8 protein-coding genes are annotated in these 17,732 nt (G+C 68.1%); 6 read left to right on the top strand and 2 right to left on the bottom strand.

The annotated features are described in order from the left end of the window. Positions 1-13: 13 nt before the first annotated feature. Positions 14-9,298 (bottom strand): fatty acid synthase subunit beta domain-containing protein, encoded by a 9,285-nt coding sequence (locus U0R18_RS10950; protein WP_526368182.1) that lies wholly within the window; start codon positions 9,296-9,298, stop codon positions 14-16. A 650-nt stretch (positions 9,299-9,948) separates the two neighbouring features. Here U0R18_RS10950 and U0R18_RS10945 point away from each other — a divergent pair. The 6 genes from U0R18_RS10945 (at position 9,949) to U0R18_RS10920 (ending at position 15,593) form a co-directional block, all read left to right on the top strand. Next, positions 9,949-11,004, top strand: a complete 1,056-nt coding sequence (locus U0R18_RS10945) for an ABC transporter ATP-binding protein (RefSeq protein ID WP_526368181.1) — start codon at positions 9,949-9,951, stop codon at positions 11,002-11,004. Between the two features lie 2 nt (positions 11,005-11,006). Continuing rightward, positions 11,007-12,194, top strand: coding sequence for an ABC transporter substrate-binding protein (locus U0R18_RS10940; RefSeq protein ID WP_526368180.1), 1,188 nt, complete (start codon positions 11,007-11,009; stop codon positions 12,192-12,194). Between the two features lie 163 nt (positions 12,195-12,357). Further along, positions 12,358-13,137, top strand: a complete 780-nt coding sequence (locus U0R18_RS10935) for an ABC transporter permease (RefSeq protein ID WP_526368308.1) — start codon at positions 12,358-12,360, stop codon at positions 13,135-13,137. After that, on the top strand, positions 13,137-13,937 hold the full coding sequence (locus U0R18_RS10930; protein ID WP_526368179.1) for an ABC transporter permease: 801 nt from the start codon (positions 13,137-13,139) through the stop codon (positions 13,935-13,937). The genes U0R18_RS10935 and U0R18_RS10930 overlap by 1 nt, the downstream gene beginning before the upstream one ends. A 140-nt stretch (positions 13,938-14,077) precedes the next feature. After that, the gene (locus U0R18_RS10925; RefSeq protein WP_526368178.1) at positions 14,078-15,352 is read left to right on the top strand and encodes an MFS transporter; all 1,275 of its coding nucleotides are present in this window, start codon (positions 14,078-14,080) and stop codon (positions 15,350-15,352) included. An 88-nt stretch (positions 15,353-15,440) separates the two neighbouring features. Next, positions 15,441-15,593 carry a hypothetical protein gene (locus tag U0R18_RS10920; RefSeq protein ID WP_526368177.1) on the top strand — a complete coding sequence of 51 codons (153 nt, stop codon included), beginning with the start codon at positions 15,441-15,443 and terminating at the stop codon, positions 15,591-15,593. Positions 15,594-15,727: 134 nt separating this feature from the next. Here the strand turns inward: U0R18_RS10920 and U0R18_RS10915 are convergent, their stop codons facing one another. Then, complete coding sequence (locus U0R18_RS10915; RefSeq protein ID WP_526368307.1) at positions 15,728-17,722, bottom strand: YhgE/Pip family protein; 1,995 nt, start codon at positions 17,720-17,722, stop codon at positions 15,728-15,730. Positions 17,723-17,732 lie beyond the last annotated feature (10 nt).

The following is a 17,732-nucleotide window of genomic DNA, read 5'->3' as shown; positions in this document are numbered from 1 at the left end:
CCTAGCCCACCGGTCACCGGTTGTAGTTGCCGTCGTCACCGAGCCGCGACGCCGCGTCCAGGAGCATGGCGGCCTCCGCCGCCTTCTCCGGCTGGTCGTGATCGAACCGCCGGTCGGCGGGCCGCTCGTACATCGGGGTGCCGCCGGCGATCGCCGAGGCCAGCTTGCGCTGACCCGCCAGCTCACGCTCCTGGGCACTGGCCAGGTAGGCGGCCCGCTGCTCGGGATCGAGGGCGGCGACGAACGCCTGCGGGTGCACCACCGCGATCAGACCCGACACGTGACCGAACCCGAGGCTGGTCACCAGACCGGCCTTGAGCGGGAACTTGTCGCCCATCCGTAGCGTCTCCCGGACCCACACCAGGTGACCGGCGTTGTCCAGCTCGTCGTCGACACAGTCCAGGCTGCGGTTCGGCGGGATGACGCCGTTGCGCAGCACCTGGCACAGGCCGACCGTCTGGAACACCGCGGCGCCACCCTTGGCGTGACCGGTCAGCGACTTCTGGCTGATCACGAACAGCGGGTTGCCCGGCGAACGGCCGATCGCATCGGCCAGTCGCTCGTGCAGTTCGGTCTCGTTGGGATCGTTGGCCAGTGTCGAGGTGTCGTGCTTGGACACCACCGCGACGTCATCGGCGGTCACCCCGAGGCGGTTCAGCGCCCGCGCCAGGTTCGACGACTTGCCGCCGCGGCCCGCGCCGAGAGCACCGATACCCGGGGCCGGGATCGAGGTGTGTACGCCGTCGGCGAAGCTCTCGACGTACGCGAGCACACCCAGCACCGGCAGACCCATCTTGGCGGCCAGGTCACCACGAGCCAGCAGAACCGTTCCGCCACCCTGTGATTCGACGAAGCCGAGCCGGCGGCGGTCATTGGCGCGGGAGAACCGCTGATCGCTGATGCCCTTGGCGCGCATGACCTCGGTGTCGGCGGTGGCCGACATGTCACCGAAGCCGATGATCGACTCCAGGGTCATGTCGTCCAGACCACCCGCGACCACCAGTTCGGCCTTGCCGAGGCGGATCTTGTCGACGCCCTCCTCGATCGAAACCGCCGCGGTGGCGCAGGCGCCGACCGGGTGGACCATCGCACCGTAGGACCCGATGAAGCTCTGAACCACGTGTCCGGCAACGACGTTCGGCAGAACCTCCTGCAGGATGTCGTTCGGCTTGGCCTGACCCAGCAGGTTGCCGTGGAACATCGTCTGCATCGAGGACAGGCCGCCGATACCGGTGCCCTGCGTGCAGGCCACCATCGTCGGGTGCACCCAGCGCATCACCTCGGCCGGCGTGAAGCCCGACGACAGGAATGCATCAACGGTGGCCACCAGGTTCCACAACGCGAGGCGGTCGATCGAGCTCACCATGTCCGGGCTGATGCCCCACACCGTCGGATCGAAACCAGTGGGAATCTGTCCGCCGACGATCCGGGAGAGCTTGGCCTGACGCGGCACCCGAATCTCGGTGCCGGCCTTGCGGATGACCTCCCAGTCGCCCGACTCCGGAACCGGCCGGATGACGGTGTGCTCCGGATCGAACTCCACGAACGCCCGCGCGTCGGCCTCGCTGGACACCACGAAGCTGAAATCCTTGTCCAGGAACACACTGACCAGCAGTGGCGCGGCATGCGACGCATCCAGGGCGCCGTCGTCGACGAATTCCCGGATGCCGCAACGCTCGATCACGGCGTCGTGATAGCGCTCCACGATCTCCGACTCGTCGACCAGATCGCCCGAGTCGCTGTCGTACCAGCCCGGCTTGGGATCCTGCTCCCATTTCACCAGCCCGGTGGTCCAGGCCAGCTCGAGCACGCCGGCGGCCGACAGTTCGTTGTCGACCTCCATCTCGAACCGGGTCCGCGACGAGCCGTACGGGCCGAGTTCGGCACCACCGACGATGACGACCAGATCAGCCGGGTCGACGTCGAGGTCGTCCCACTCCGGAATCGGCCTGGAATCGTCCACCCGCGGCGGCGACGGCAGCGCCGAGATGGTGCCCGCATCGGCCGAATCCTCTTCGGCTGCAGCACCTTCGGCGAGCATTTCCTCGCGGGCCTCGGCGGCCAGGGCCGCCATGTCCAGCTCGATGTCACCCAGGCCGCCGGTGAAGTCCACCTGGATCGGCTTCTCGGCAGCGGCGGCCTTCGCGTCGACGGTGCACAGGCTCAGCAGCATGGCCGCCATTTCCGCCGTCGTGTAGGTGGTCACGCCGGCTTCCTCGACCGCGTCGACGATGGCATCGTTGTGACCCATCAGGCCGGTGCCCTTGGTCCAGCCGATCAGCGCGTGCGCCAGCGAAACCCTGGACGCCCAGGATGATTCGGCACTCCATCTGGAAACCACCGCGTCCAGCGCGGACTTGGACTCGCCGTAGGCGCCGTCGCCGCCGAACATTCCGCGGTTCGGCGAACCGGGCAGCACGGCATGCAGCCGGGCCGAGATATCCCGGTCGGCGCCGATCGACGACAGCCCGCCGATGAGTCGCTGAACGGCCCACAGCAGGACCTTCATCTCCATCTCGGACCGCGAGCCGGCCTCGGACAGGTCGCCGGCCACCCGCGGGGCGGCGAACGGGAACAGCAGGGTCGGGGTCATCGCATCCTTGACGTGGATCGACTTGGGCCCCAGGCTCTCCGACTGCTCGTTGCCCACCCATGCGACCAGATCGTCGATGTCGGCGTAGGACGCCATGTTGGCCGGGACCACCCACAGCGTCGCGCCGAAGCGCGCGTGGTCGCGGTACAGCGCCTTGTAGAACGCCAACCGCTCGTCATCGAGCCGCGAGGTGGTCGCGATGACCGTTGCGCCGCCGTCGAGCAACTGGGCCACCACCGAAGCGGCGATGGAGCCCTTCGACGCGCCGGTGACCACCGCGATCTCGCCGGAATATCGACCGGTTCCCGGATTTTCACTACCGGCGGCGATCCGGCCGTACAGCGAAGCGTGCACATTGCGGCCAGCGGCCAGCGCCTTGCCCTGCCACCAATTCGCCTGTGTGGCAACAACATGGCCGGCGCCCTCGAACCGTTCGGACAGCCGCAGCCAGTCCGCGTCCACGTCATCCTCGTCGGTCAGCCACAACCGGGCGAGATCCTCACGGGCACTGGCCCAGCGGTCGTCGAGCACCACGGCCTTGCGGCTGTCGAACGCCGGGGCCACCAATCGCGGCCAGTCCGAACCGAGTTCGGCGCTGACCAGTTCCACCAGTTCGGAATCGCTGGCGGTCTCGGTGACGCCGACCTGGTTGTCCAGGCCGAGCTCGCCGAGCACCAGTCGCGCCGCGTTGGCCAGCACACCGGCGGGCCCGGTGACCTTCTCGGCGAACTCGTTGAGGGCCGCGGAATCCACCACCCCACCGCCGGCGCCACCGCTGGACGGCAGTGCGACCGCGATGCCGCGGCGTGCCGCGACGGCGGCGACACCGGCGTCGATGGCCTTGTCGACCGCGGTGGCGTCGGCCAGTGCGCCGTCGTTCAGGCCACCCAGGTCACCACCGCGGACACTGGATCCCTCGCGGGTGCCCAGGGCGACCTCGACGGTGACGTGCTTGGCCCAGCCGGCGCCGAGCTCCCAGGTCTTGGAAACCCGCTCGGTGATGTAGGCCGGCCGCTTCCCGGACGGGCCCAGGATGGTGCGCAGCTGATCGTTGATGGCGTCGGTGAGCACCGGGCCGAACGGCTTGTACGTCCGGGCCAGCTTGCTGACCTGTCCCTTCAGTGCGGCCAGATCCGCCTCGGCGGCACCGTCGATGGCACCCAGGTTCAGCTCGGAGCCCAGGTCGACCAGCATCTGATTGCGCCGCGAGGACGCACCGTCGGTGATGGTCTCGATGGAGTCCAGCGTCTCGATCTGGTCGATGCGCATCTTGGCGCTCAACGCGATCAGCGCGACCGTGGCGTCGGCCGCGTCGAACGAAATGTCATCGGGTCGCGGAGCGCCGGCAGGCGCGACATTGGGAGGAGGCCCGCCAACCGGCGCGGCAGGAGCCGCGTCGGTATTCGCAACGGGCGCTTCGGAACTCGCCGGAGCCTCTTCGATCTCCTCGGGCTCGGGATCGGTGTCCGTCGCGAACAGCACCGCGGCGTCACGTTCGGTGTTGAGCACCTCGACCGTGCTGTGCGAGTACTCCGGCAGCTTCAGCGTGTTGGTGGCCAGCCCGGCGACCGTCGGCGCGGACTTCACCCCGACCTCGACGAAGCGCTCGACACCCATGCCGCCGGCGGCTTCCTCGATGAACAGCAGGTCCTGCGTCTCGATCCAGCGGACCGGGCTGGCGAACTGCCACGCCAGCAGTTCGATGACGACCTTGCGGCACAACTCTTCTGGCTTGTCGTTCCGCCAGGTGTCGTAGTCGGCCAGGATCTCGTCGAGCGGCTCGGCCGGCACCAGGTCCCGGATCTCCTGGATGAAATCGCGGTCCAGGGTGAACGTCCGGGGCACCAGGTTCGGGATGTAGCGGCCGACCACCAGGGCCGGGTCCTTGCCGGTGGGCAGGATCCGCTCGAGAGCGCGGCGGAAGTCGTCGACGCCGACGCGCAGCACGCTCGAGTGGAACGGCACGTCGATGCCGGGCACCAGGATGAAGGACCGCTTGCCGCCGCTGATCTCGCGACGACGCTCGACCTCTTCCTCGAGCGCCTCGAGGCCGCGGACGGTGCCGGCGATGGCATACTGCGCGCCCCGCAGGTTGAAGTTCACGATCTCCAGAAACTCACCGGTGCGCTCGGCGACCTCGGCGACGAAGGCCGGGACGTCCGCATCGTCCAGGTCGATCTGGGACGGCCGGATGGCCGCCATCCGGTAGTTGGAGCGGCCCCGCTCGTCGCGGGGAACGATGTCGTGCATGTTGGAGCCGCGATGGAACACGGCCTCCAGCAGGCCCTCCAGTTCGATGACCTGGCTGACACACGCCAGAGCGGTGTACTCGCCCACCGAGTGGCCGCACGCGATGGCCCCTTCGACGAAGGCGCCCTGCTCGCGCATCTCGGCAACCTGTGCGGCCGCCGTGGTCGCCATGGCCACCTGGGTGAACTGCGTCAGGTACAGCACACCCTCGGGGTGCTGGTAGTGCACGCCGTTGGCGATCAGGCTGGTCGGGTTGTCCTTGACGACGTGCAGCACCGAGAAGCCCAGGGCCTCGCGGGTGAACTTGTCGGCCCGGTCCCAGATCTTGCGGGCGGCCTTGGACCGTCCGCGGACCTCCATGCCCATGCCCTTGGACTGGATGCCCTGGCCGGGGAATGCGTAGACGGTCTTGGGTGCGGCCAGCCGTGCGGTGGCCGACATCTTCAGATCCGATCCGACCCGGGCAGAGATCTCGAGAACCTCGGCGCCCCGGTCGATCCCGACGCGGTCGACGCGGAACTCCACCTCGTCACCGGGCAGCACCATGCCCAGGAAACGGGCGGTCCAGCCCACCAGCTTGGCGGGTGCCGCGGGCTTGCCGTCGGTGGCGGTGGCCACGTGCTGCGCCGCGGCCGACAGCCACATGCCGTGCACGATGGGCGATTCCAGCCCGGCCAACAGGGCGGCCGCCCGATCGGTGTGGATCGGGTTGTGGTCGCCGGACACCATCGCGAACGGGTGCATGTCGATCGGGGCCGTCATGACGGCGTCCCGACGGCGCCGGCGCGGGGTGTCGGTGGCGTTGTCGGAGACGGCACCGCCGGCGCGAACCGGGTCACTCAGTTCGGCGTCACCATTGCGGCCGCGAATCGCGAAGCGCTCCTGGAGGGTCGCCAACAACTCGCCGTCCGGGGTGGTGATGCGCACGTTGACCGGCACCACGCGACCCACCTCGGTGTCATGGGCGGCGGAAGCCGTTGCGGTGACGGTCAATTCGACCGGTTCCTTGGGCAGCGAGGAGAGCAGGTGCGCGGCGTGGTCCAGGTGCACCAGGCTCAGCAGACCCTCGACGACGGGGAAGCCGGTCTCGGTGACGGCCGAACCGATGGTCGCGAACACCGCCGGCCAGCACAGGCCGACCACGGCGTCCGGGATCACGGTCAGCGTCGGCCACAGGGTGTCGCCGAACGTCGCGGTCACGCCGGTGTGGTCGGCGACGCGCTCGGGGTCCCATTCGGCGGTGACGGTGGCGACCCGGAGGTCCCCGTCGGCCACCACCGTGGGCAGCTGCTCGGGTATGTCGCTGCCCGCGGCGATCGCCAGCACCGAACGCATGGCGGTGGCGGCGTCCTCGGTGGACACGACGGGCGCACCGCCGTTGACGCACGATGACGGGATGGTGAAGCGGATCTCGATCCAGATGTCGGAGAGCGGCACGCTGAGCACCACCTGCTCACCGGCCAGCTCGAGCCGCGCCCCGGTGGACGGGTTGGTGGCGCTGACGGTGTCCTGCCCGGGGTTGGGGTGGACCTGCCAATCCGACGGCGGCGCGATGCGGTGCACCGGGTTGGTGCTGATTCGGCCCGCCCACAACACATCCGGGGCATCGAGCACCACGGCGAGCGGACCGCTGGCACCGGTGTCGCCGTGCCGGCGCGCCATCACGCGCGGTGGCTGGGAGTCCCGGCCCTGCGTCGCGAGCACATCGTCGATCGCCGCCTGCTCGAAGCGGTCGAGCAACTCGCCCACCGGCTCGTCCACGCGGGTGATCCCGGCGACGGCAGCCGTACCCGGGATGATGCACACCTGGTCGGCGGAGTACCGCGCATCGTGGGCCTGCCACAGCGAGTCGCTGCGCCACCAGCGGCGCACGTCCTTGTCGATGACGGGCACGAAGTTGACGGGCTTGCCCAGGGTCTTGCACAGGTCGATGAAGAACGGCACATCGGCGGGGTGCAGCTGGACCTGATCGGCGTCCGGGTACCGCGCCAGCAGCGCGGCAATGGCACCGGCCGGATCCTCGAGCAACGCTTCGCCCGCACTGTCGGCGGCGTCGTACATCGTCTCGATGGGCCCGGAATCCCTGGGGTGCAAACGTGCTTCGGCGCGCTGCAGCATCGAGGACCAGCGGTCGCGCCAGGTGATGTCCAGCCACGGCGAGTCGCCCTTGCGGGTGTCCGCGGTCGAGTCGCCGGCGCCGATCGCGAGCTCCACGTAGCGCCGCAGCAATTGTGCGTACGTCATCTCACCGACGTCACCGAAGTACGGCTTGGCGGTGCCCGCCATGGCCGCGATGATCTCGTCGCGGCGCTCGGCCACCGCGTCGGCGTCGCCGGCCACATCGTCGAGCAGGCGTCCGCAGCGCGAGGCCGCGTTGTCGATCTCGTGGATGTCCGCCCCGAGCTGGCTACGCCCGGATGCCATGCCGCCCTGCGCCTTTCCGGCACCGACCCATCGATCGGTACCGGTGGTGTCGACCAGCAGCTGCTTGACCTGGGGCGAGGTGGTCGCCTCCAGGGTTGCCATCGCCGCGGTGCCCACCAGGATGCCGTCGACCGGCATCAGCGGGTAGTCGTAGGCGACCGCCCAGCGGCCCGACAGGTATTCGGCGGCACGTTCGGGGGTCCCGATGCCGCCACCCACGCAGATCGTCAGGTTTGCCTGACGGCGCAGATCGGAATAGGTGGCCAGCAGCAGGTCATCGAGGTCCTCCCAGGAATGGTGGCCACCGGCGCGACCGCCCTCGATGTGGACGATGATCGGGGTCTGCGGCACCTCGGCAGCGATCTTGATGACCGCCTTGATCTGGTCGATGGTTCCCGGCTTGAACACCACGTGGCTGATGCCGACGCTGTTGAGTTCCTCGATGAGGGCAACGGCCTCTTCGAGTTCGGGGATACCGGCGGTGACGATGACGCCGTCGATCGGCGCACCGGCCTGACGGGCCTTCTGCACCAAGCGCTTTCCGCCGAGTTGCAGCTTCCACAGATACGGGTCCAGGAACAGCGAGTTGAACTGGATCTCGCGACCCGGTTCCAGCAACTCCACCAACTCGTCGATCCGGTTGTCGAAGATCTCCTCGGTGACCTGTCCGCCGCCGGCGAGTTCGGCCCAGTGCCCGGCGTTGGCGGCTGCTGCCACGATCTTGGCGTCGACGGTCGTGGGGGTCATACCGGCCAGCAGGATGGGTGAGCGTCCGGTGAGGCGGGTGAACCGGGTCGACAGTTTCACCTCGCCGTTGGGCAGGGTCTCGACGGTGGGGGCGAACGTCGACCACGCGGGGTCCACGCTGGGGATGGCGCCCGGGGTGAACAGGCTGCGGTGACCGGTCCGCGTCGCGGCCGGAACGATCCCGATGCCCAGGCCGCGGATCACCGGTGCGGTGACACGGGTGGCGACGTCGCCGGGCCCGAGGTCGACGAGCCACTTGGCGCCCGCTTGGTGCAGTTCCTCCACCTGGGCGACCCAGTCAACCGGGTCGACGAAGATCTTGTGCGCGGCCCAGCGCCCCAACTCGGGGTCGATACCGGGGCAGCGGGCCACCCACTCCTCGACCAGGTCGATCGCGCCCGAGAGCCGTGGGGTGTGGAATCCGACCTCGGTGAGGATGCGGTTGAACACCGGCCGGAACACCGCGCCGCCGCGCACCTTGGCCTTGCGGTCGGCTTCTTCCTTCTCGGTGATCTTCTCGCAGTACAGCTCGAACCTGTTGAGCTGTTCGGGGGTGCCGGTGATGACCACCGAGCGCCGGCCGTTGCGGATCGAGAGCACCGGGGCCTGCACGGTGCGGACGTCCTGGCTGAATTCTTCGAGCAGTTCGGCGATGCGGTCGGGATCGGCGTTGGTCACCGAGAGCATGGGCGACTTGTCGCCGCGGCCGACCATGCCGCGGCGGCGCGAGATCAGCGATCCGGCGGCCCCGATGATCTGACTCATTGCCAGCAGTTCGGCATCGCGGGCGCCGCCGGCCTTCAGGGATTCCACGCCGAGCATGCCCTGCGAGTGTCCGGCCACGGCCACCGGCGGCGAGGCCGCCAGATCCAGGCCCTGCCGGGTCAGCGCGCGGATGGCGGCCATCTGGGTCAGCGCGATGCCGGGGCCGGAGATTGCCACGGAGGTCAGCTGGTTCTGGCTGGGGGCCGGCTCTCCGGCGGCCAGGGCGCGCACCCACTGCACCGGCTCGAAGCCGATCGGACGGACCACGACGAGCTCGCGGGCAACCGGTTCCAGCAGTAGTTCGGCCTCGCCGACGATTTCGCTCAGTTCCGACTCGATTCCGGCCATGTTGACCAGTTCCTCGAGGTTCTCCAACCAGGTGCCGCCCTGACCGCCGAAGATCACCGCGTACGGTTCACCCGCGCTCAGCAGATCGACCAGGGCCTGGGACGACGCGCCGGAGGCCTCCTGACGCTCTTCGCGGCCGGTGGACACTTGGTCGTGTTCGAAGATCGTCACTTGTTGTATCTCCCTGTGCTTCGTCATGCGTGGTCTGTGGTCGTCGTTCGGCGCGCGGGCGCGGTGGAGCCGGACTGGGCGCCGTCTCGCCCCGGGGCCAGCTCTGGGGCGTATCGGCGGGCTCGTCGTCGAACCCCGATCGGAGGTCGGCCCGGGCGCGGACCGTCGGTGCGCCGCCGGCTGGGTCACGTATCGGATGAATCGCTTCGGCGGTGCCGCCGGCAATAAGCGTGGCATAAGAAACTGGCACCATCAGGGCACGTCGGGGGTTACTGGTGAGTTCTACGCGCGAGTAACCGTGGTGGAGCTAACAGCCCGGTGAATCGACCCGACGGCCCAAACGGACAAACGTCCTGCATGCAGGTGGTTACGGTTGAGTAGCTATAACTTGGCTGATCAAGACAGTTTTGTTATCGAATCGTTACCTTAAAATTTTCACCCACGCGGTGGCGCCGCACACCCTCCCAACGGCCGAGAATCTCCGGCCCTGGTTATCAAGAGTTTGCTGGCGGCGTGTGGCCCGGCCGCCATCCGAACGCCGCGGCCACAGCCACAGAACGTGCCGGGGGCATCGATGGCCCCTGCAACCCCACGGACCACATCCGCACTTCCCGGGGCGTCGAGCCGTCGGAATCCATAGGATTTGCTCCATGCCGGTGGCCGAACCCCAGATCGAGCTGATCGGCGTTCGCAAGGTGTTCGGCGCCACCGACAGTGTGGTCGCCGTCGACGGGGCGGATCTCACCGTGGCCGACGGCGAACTGTTCGCCATCCTTGGCCCGTCGGGATCGGGAAAGACGACCATCCTGCGATTGATCGCCGGCTTCGAACAGCCGACCGCGGGCGTCATCCACCTCGGCGGCCGGGACGTGACCGCACTCCCCCCGGCCCGCCGGGACACCAACACCGTGTTCCAGCAGTACGCCCTGTTCCCGCACATGACGGTCGCGCAGAACGTCGAATACGGGCTCAGGGTGCGCGGGGTCGGCCGGGCCGAACGCCAGCGCCGGGCCGGCGAAGCACTGGAGCTCGTGCGCCTGACCGGGTATGCCAACCGGAAGCCCGCCCAGCTCTCGGGTGGCCAGCAGCAGCGGGTCGCCCTGGCCCGAGCGCTGGTCGGCCAGCCCAAGGTGCTGCTGCTCGACGAACCCCTGGGCGCGCTGGACCTCAAACTGCGCGAACAGATGCAGCTGGAGCTGCGCGGCATTCAGCGCGAGCTGGGCATCACCTTCGTGATCGTGACCCATGACCAGGACGAGGCCTTGACCCTGTGCGACCGGCTCGCGGTGTTCAACACCGGCCGCATCGAACAGATCGGCGCGGCCCGTGAGGTCTACGAGAATCCCGCCAACCGCTTCGTCGCGGATTTCGTCGGGACGTCCAATGTTCTCGACGGGGACGACGCCGAACGCATGCTGGGACGTCGTGGTGCCTACGCGGTGCGCCCGGAACGCATCCAGGTGCTCCTCGACGGCGACGCTCCGCCGGCCGGCATGCGCACCGCCGAGGCCACCGTCGATGAGGTCGTGTATGCCGGACCGATCACCCGTGTCGCCGCCCGCGACCGTGGGGGCTTCGAGCTGACGGCCACGCTGCTCAGCGCCGACGCCTCCGCCGAGCTGCGGCACGGCACCGCGGTGACATTGGCCTGGCCCGACAATGCCGTTAGAACCATCAGGGATTTCGACGCCAAAACCGAGGAGTGACAATGCATTTGAACGCGTTGCGGCCGATGGGCATCGCACTGGCCGTATGCACACTGGCGCTGGGCGGGTGTTCGAACGATTCCGGGGGGTCCGGTGGTCAATCGGTCCCCAAGATGACCCCGGCCGCGTCCGTCGGGGCCGGGGAGGGCCAGCTCAACCTGATCGCCTGGGCCGGGTACGCCGAGAACGGTTCCAACGACCCGAAGGTCGACTGGGTGACCCCGTTCGAGAAGAACACCGGCTGCAAGGTCAACGTCAAGATCGGCAACACCTCCGACGAGATGGTGCAACTGATGCGCAGCGGTCAGTACGACGGGGTCTCGGCCTCCGGGGATGCCACCTTGCGGCTGATCTACGCGGGCGACGTGGCACCGGTCAACACCGATCTGGTGCCCAACTACGCCACCATCTCCTCGTTCCTCAAGGACCGGGCGTGGAACTCGGTGGACGGCCAGATGTACGGCATCCCGCACGGCTGGGGCGCAAACCTGTTGATGTACAACACCGACGTCGTCAAGGGTGCGCCGGACTCCTGGGGCGCGGTGTTCCCGGGCAGTGACTACAAGGGCAAGGTCACCGCCTACGACTCGCCGATCTACATCGCCGACGCCGCCCTGTACCTGATGAAGACCAAGCCCGAGCTGGGCATCCAGGACCCCTATTCGCTGACGTCCGAACAACTCGATGCCGCAATGGAATTGCTGAAGGCACAGAAGGAGAACATCGGCGAGTACTGGTCGGACTACACCAAGCAGGTGCAGGCATTCGAGTCCGGGACGTCGGTGATCGGCACCACCTGGCAGGTCATCGCCAACACCATCGGCGCGGACAACAAGGTCCAGGTGAACACCGTGCTGCCCAAGGAGGGTTCGACGGGATGGTCCGACACCTGGATGCTGGCATCGAAGGCCGCACATCCCAACTGCATGTACAAGTGGATGGACTGGATCACCTCGCCCGAGGTCAACGCCCAGGTCGCCGAGTACTTCGGCGAGGCCCCGGCCCAGACCAAGGCCTGCGATCACACCACCGACAAGGCGTTCTGCGACATCTTCAAGGCCACCGACGAGAAGTTTGCCGAGCAGATCCACTACTGGACCACGCCGCAGCAGAAGTGCGTCGACGGCAGCGGGAACAACTGCACGTCCTACCAGGATTGGGTCGACAAGTGGCAGCAGCTCAAGGGGTGAGAGTGGGCGGGCCGCCCCCGCCCTCGCCCCCCTCCGCGAGCGGCCGTGTCTGTACGCGAATCTCCGCAGGTAACCGTACGAACGCGGACGCTCGCGAGAGCTCGGGGTGACCACCCGCGCGGGTCAGCGCCGGACCGGGCTGGCCGTCCTGCTGCTGCCGCCGATGGCCTGGCTGGTCATCGCCTACCTGGGATCGCTTGCCGTCCTGCTGGTTTCGGCGTTCTGGAGCACCAATTCCTTCACCGGCGCGGTGGTGCGGAGCTTCACCACCGACAACATCGTGCGGGTGCTGACCGACCCGGTGTTCCGGACCGCGACGGTGCGCACCGTCGCGGTCGCGTTGACCGTCACCGTGATCTGCGCCGCGCTGGCCGTCCCGCTCGCGCTGTACATGGCCAAGATCGCCTCCCCGGCGGTCCGGCTGGCGCTCGTCGTCGCGGTCACCACGCCCCTGTGGGCCAGCTATCTGGTGAAGGCCTACGCGTGGCGGATGATGTTCTCCCCCGAGGGTCCGCTGTCCTGGGCAACGGGCTTTACACCGGGCTACGGACTTGCCGCCACCATCGTGACGCTCACGTATCTCTGGTTGCCCTACATGGTGATTCCGGTGTTCGCCGCGTTCGACCGGGTGCCCGATGCGCTGATCGACGCCAGCGCGGATCTCGGCGCGTCGAGCTGGACCACGCTGCGCTCGGTACTGGCCCCGATGGTGTTCCCGGGCGTCGTGGCCGGATCCATCTTCACGTTCTCGCTGTCGCTCGGCGACTACATCGCCGTGCAGATCGTCGGCGGTAAGACCCAGCTGCTCGGCAACATCATCTACGGGCAGCTGGTCACGGCCAACAACCAACCGCTGGCCGCGGCGCTGTCGTTGATCCCGCTGTTCGCCATCGTCGCCTACCTGCTGGCCATGCGCCGCACCGGGGCATTGGAGAGTCTGTGATGTTCTCCCGGGGATTGCGCCGCGGCGCCCGCATCTGGGTGGCGCTGGTGCTCGTGTTCCTCTACGCGCCACTGCTTCTGGTGATCGTCAACGCGTTCAACTCGTCGAGAACGTTCGCCTTCCCGCCGACGGGATTCACCTGGCAATGGTGGCGCGCGGCCGTGCACAGCCAGGGCATGTGGCACTCCCTGGCGAACTCGGTGGTCATCGGGCTCGCGGCCACCGGCATCGCGCTGATCCTGGGCACCATGGCCGCGCTGGCCGTGCAGCGGTACGACTTCTTCGGCAAGAACGCGGTCAATCTCCTTGTGGTGCTGCCCATCACACTGCCGGGCATCGTCACCGGCATTGCGCTCAACGCCACCTTCACGTCAGCCCTCGGCCTGACCCTCGGTCTGGCGACGGTGGTGATCGGACATGCCACTTTCTGCATCGTGATCGTGTTCAACAACATTCAGGCCCGGCTCCGGCGCCTGGGGACCACCCTCGAGGACGCCTCCGCCGACCTGGGCGCCTCGTCCTGGCAGACTTTCCGGTTCGTCACCTTCCCCATGCTGCGCGGGGCGCTGGTGGCCGGCGCCATCCTGGCGTTCGCCCTGAGTTTCGACGAGATCGTCGTGACCACGTTCACCGCCGGGCCGACGGTGCAGACCCTGCCGATCTGGATATTCGGCAACCTGTTCCGGCCCAACCAGGCGCCGGTGATCAACGTGGTCGCCGCGGCCCTGACGCTGATCGCCGTCGTGCCGGTGTGGCTGGCCCAGCGGGTCGGTAGCGACCCGGCGGGCACCCGGGTCTGATCGTTTACGGTTTCGCCGGCTGGCGCCCGGCTGGCATCATTTCCCTCTGGATCTGCTCAGCGCCGGCTGCGAGGTCCACTCGGGCGTCGTGTCCATGGACGCTGAACAGATGGAAGGAAGGGCGTGGAGAGGTGAGCGGCGTGCGGCCCTGGATCGTCTGGTCCGTCGGACTGCTGGCCTACGTCGTCGCCGTCCTGGACCGCACCACTCTGGGCGTCTCGGGCCTGGACGCCGCCGACAGGTTCCACGCCAGCCCCGGGGTGCTGTCGTCGTTCGTCGTCCTCCAGGTGAGCATGTACGCCGTCGCGCAGATCCCGGCCGGCCTGTTGCTCGACCGCTTCGGTTCCCGCGTGATGATCGTCATCGGCGGGTTCCTGATGGCGGCCGGACAGCTGACCCTGGCGTTCAGCGAGTCGTTGCCGATGGCCATCGCCGCCCGGGCGGTGCTCGGGGTCGGTGACGCCTTCACGTTCATCTCGGTGCTGCGACTGGTCCCCCACTGGTTCGACGAGCGCCGGATACCCCTGATCAGCCAGCTGACCGGCATCTGTGGGCAATTCGGTCAGGTGCTGTCGGCGGTGCCGTTCGTGGCGCTGCTCGGCGGCGCCGGCTGGAGCACCGCCTATCTGTCGGCGGCCGGCTTCGGCGTGCTGGCGGCGGTGCTCGCGATCGTCCTGATCCAGGACACGCCGCACGGCCGTGCGGTTCCCGAGCATTCCGTCGCGGTGCACGAGATCTGGTCGCATCTGAAGACCGTGTGGCTGCGCCCCGGGACCCGACTGGGCTTCTTCACCCACATGGGTACGCAGTTCTCGGTGACCACCTTCGCGCTGATGTGGGGTGTGCCGTATCTGACCGAGGCGCAAGGACTTTCGCATTCGGTCGCGGGCGCGCTGCTAACGGTGTCGGTCGGCGCGGCGGTCGCGTCGGGCATCCTGATCGGCATCTTCACCGGACGGCACCCGCACCGACGCACCCGCGTCGTCCTGGGCATCATCATCAGCAATGCCGCGATCTGGGCAGTGGTGCTGGCGCTCCCGACCCGCGCACCGCTGTGGCTGCTGCTGGTGCTGGTCGTGATCATCTCGGTGGGTGGACCGGGGTCGATGGTCGGGTTCGATTTCGCCCGCACGTTCAACCCGCGGCCCACGCTGGGGACGGCCACCGGGGTGGTCAACATGGGCGGCTTCATCGCCTCGCTGCTGGTGATGCAGGCGATGGGACTGATCATCGGGGCCACGGGCGGTTATTCGTTCGAGTCGTTCCGGCTGGCCTGGTCGGTCCAGTACGTCATCTGGGCGGTGGCCGCCGTAGCGATCCTGATCACCCGCCGGAAGGCCCGGCGCACCATCGGGGACATCGAGGAGAGCAAGTACCTGCTCGAATTCTTCGACGAACACCAGCTGGTGCGCTGACCCGCCGAACAGGTACCGCACTACTCGCGCCGTCGGCGCACCCGATTCGTAGCGTTCCTCTCATCAGACCAACCCCGAGGAGAGAACGATGTCCGAAGACAACTCCACCGTCGAATCACTGGCCACCGGACGTGGCGGCTGGGCCCGGGTCAGCGGACGGATCACCGCGGCGCGCCGGCGCGCCCCCGGCAACGGCTATCTCGAGTCCGGCCTGATGGGCCGCGAGGCCTACCGGCTCTGAGTTCCGTGGCCCTGATAGGCCCGGGCGACCCGCGTGACGAATTGGTACACGCCGTCCTCCCCGTCGCGAGCGTGCAGCCACGTACGAAATCCGGCGGCCAGAACGGACGCAACCGCGCGCTCGCCGGATCCTGGTCACACCTCGATCGGCGGATGTAGTCGCTCCATGGTGTAGAGCCGATTGCGTCTGGCGGCCCATGAACTGAGTGCCAGCGATCCTGCGAGAACTCCGGTCAGCACGGCGATGGCGATCCACAGCCGTGCGTCGACGCCACCCACCGTCAGTTGTCGTAAACCGTTGACCGCGTAGGTCATCGGATCAAACGGGTGGATCACCTGGAAGGGCTTCGCGGTGGTCTCGACGGGGTAAATTCCGCCGGCCGACACCAGTTGGAACATCAGGAAGGCCAGTGTCACGACGCGGCCCACGGCCACGCCGAACACGGCGTTGAACATCTGGATGAGTGCCAGGAAGGCGGCGGCCACCAGGATCAGGAATCCGACGGTGGCCAATGGGTATTTCGCCTGCAGGCCGACCCCGAAGTGCACCACCGCATACATCACGACGACCTGGCAGAAAACGATGAGCAGCGCGGGCCAGTAAGACGCCAGGACCACCCGCAGCGCACCCAGACCGTTGACGATCGGCCGGGACTGCAAGGGCGTCAACAACATCCACACGATCAGCGTTCCGATGAACAGCGCCAGCGGCAGGAAGAACGGCGCGAAGCCGGTTCCGAACGTGGCCACTTCGTTGTGGTAGTCCATGTCCAGCTCGACCGGCGCCGCGATGGTCCTGGCCACCGCGGTGCGCTGGTGCGGGGTCCAGGACGGCACCTGGGTCGAGCCTTCCTTCAGCTTGGCGGCAAGTTCGGCGCCGCCGGCCCGTAGTTTCGGCGTACCGGCGGCCAGTTGCCCTGCACCGCGGGCCAATTCACTGCCACCGTCGCTGAGTTTCACCAGCCCGCCCGAGAGCTGGTGGGCCCCGGTGTTGAGCTGGTTCACCCCATCCCGCAGCTTGACCACGTCGGCGCGCAGTCCCCCATTGAGAGCCTTGGTCAGCAGAACCCGCAGCCGGCTGTCGGGGTTGCCGAGGTCGTTCTCCAACGAGGCGGCGCTGTCCCGCAGCTTCACCAGGCCCGCGTCGGTGGTCGGATCGATGTTCTGTGCGCGCAGCAGCCGCTGCGCCCCCGCCAGGAACTCGCCGGCGTCTCGCACCGCCGGATCCGGGTTGTCGCGCAGGACGGCGACCGCCTGATCGACGAACGTCGCGGCCTGGGCGGTGTTGATGTTCAACGCCGAGATCCGGTCGGTGGTGGAACGCACTGCGCCGCTCAGGTGTTCGGCCGCGCGGCCGACCTCCTCGGGATCCAGACCCAGGTTGCTGACCCGGCCCAGTGCGTCGATCAACGGATCAACGGTGGTGTCGACCTTGTTCGCCAACTCCTGGGTACCGGCGGCCAGTTGGGCCGACCCGTCCCGCGCGGTCACCAGACCGGCAGCCAGCTGGTTGGCTCCCGCCGAGAGTCGCTGGGCGCCGGCGTCGGCGGTGTCGAGGCCGTCGGACAGCTGTTGGGCGCCGTCGGCCGCCTTCACCAGTCCCGCGCCGGCGTCGGTCAGTCCGGTCAGCACGGTGGTGACGGTCTGCTGCCCGATGCGCGCGTTGACCTGGCTGATCACCTCGCGGGCGGCGTTCTGTCCAATGATCGTCGCCAGGTAGTTGTTCGCGCCGTTGAACGTGAACCGGAGCTTGGCCGGTCGGGGGTCGCCCCCCGAGGGTGAGACCACGTCGGCGCTGAAGTCCTCCGGCAATGTCACCGAGAAGTAGAAGGTACCGTCGGCGACCCCGTCGGCCGCCTCCTGTGCCGACACCTCATGCAGGTCGAGCTGCCCCGACATCAACAGCGCCGCCGCGACCTGGTCACCGGCGCGCACCTGCTTCCCGTCGGCAACCGCACCCCGGTCGACGTTCACCAACGCCACCGGCACCTTGTTGACCTCGGCGAACGGATTCCAGAATGCCCACAGATACATCGCTCCATAGAGCAGTGGCAGCAGCACCACGGTGATGATCGCGACCCGCGGCAGCGTTCCGCGCGAGTACCGCTTGAGATCGGTTCCCAGGGACATGCCGGCGAGC

The organism is Mycobacterium sp. (genome assembly GCF_046330795.1).
Lineage (GTDB): Bacteria > Actinomycetota > Actinomycetes > Mycobacteriales > Mycobacteriaceae > Mycobacterium.
Note: the sequence above shows the minus strand (reverse complement) of the source record. Positions and strands in the feature narration are given on the sequence as shown.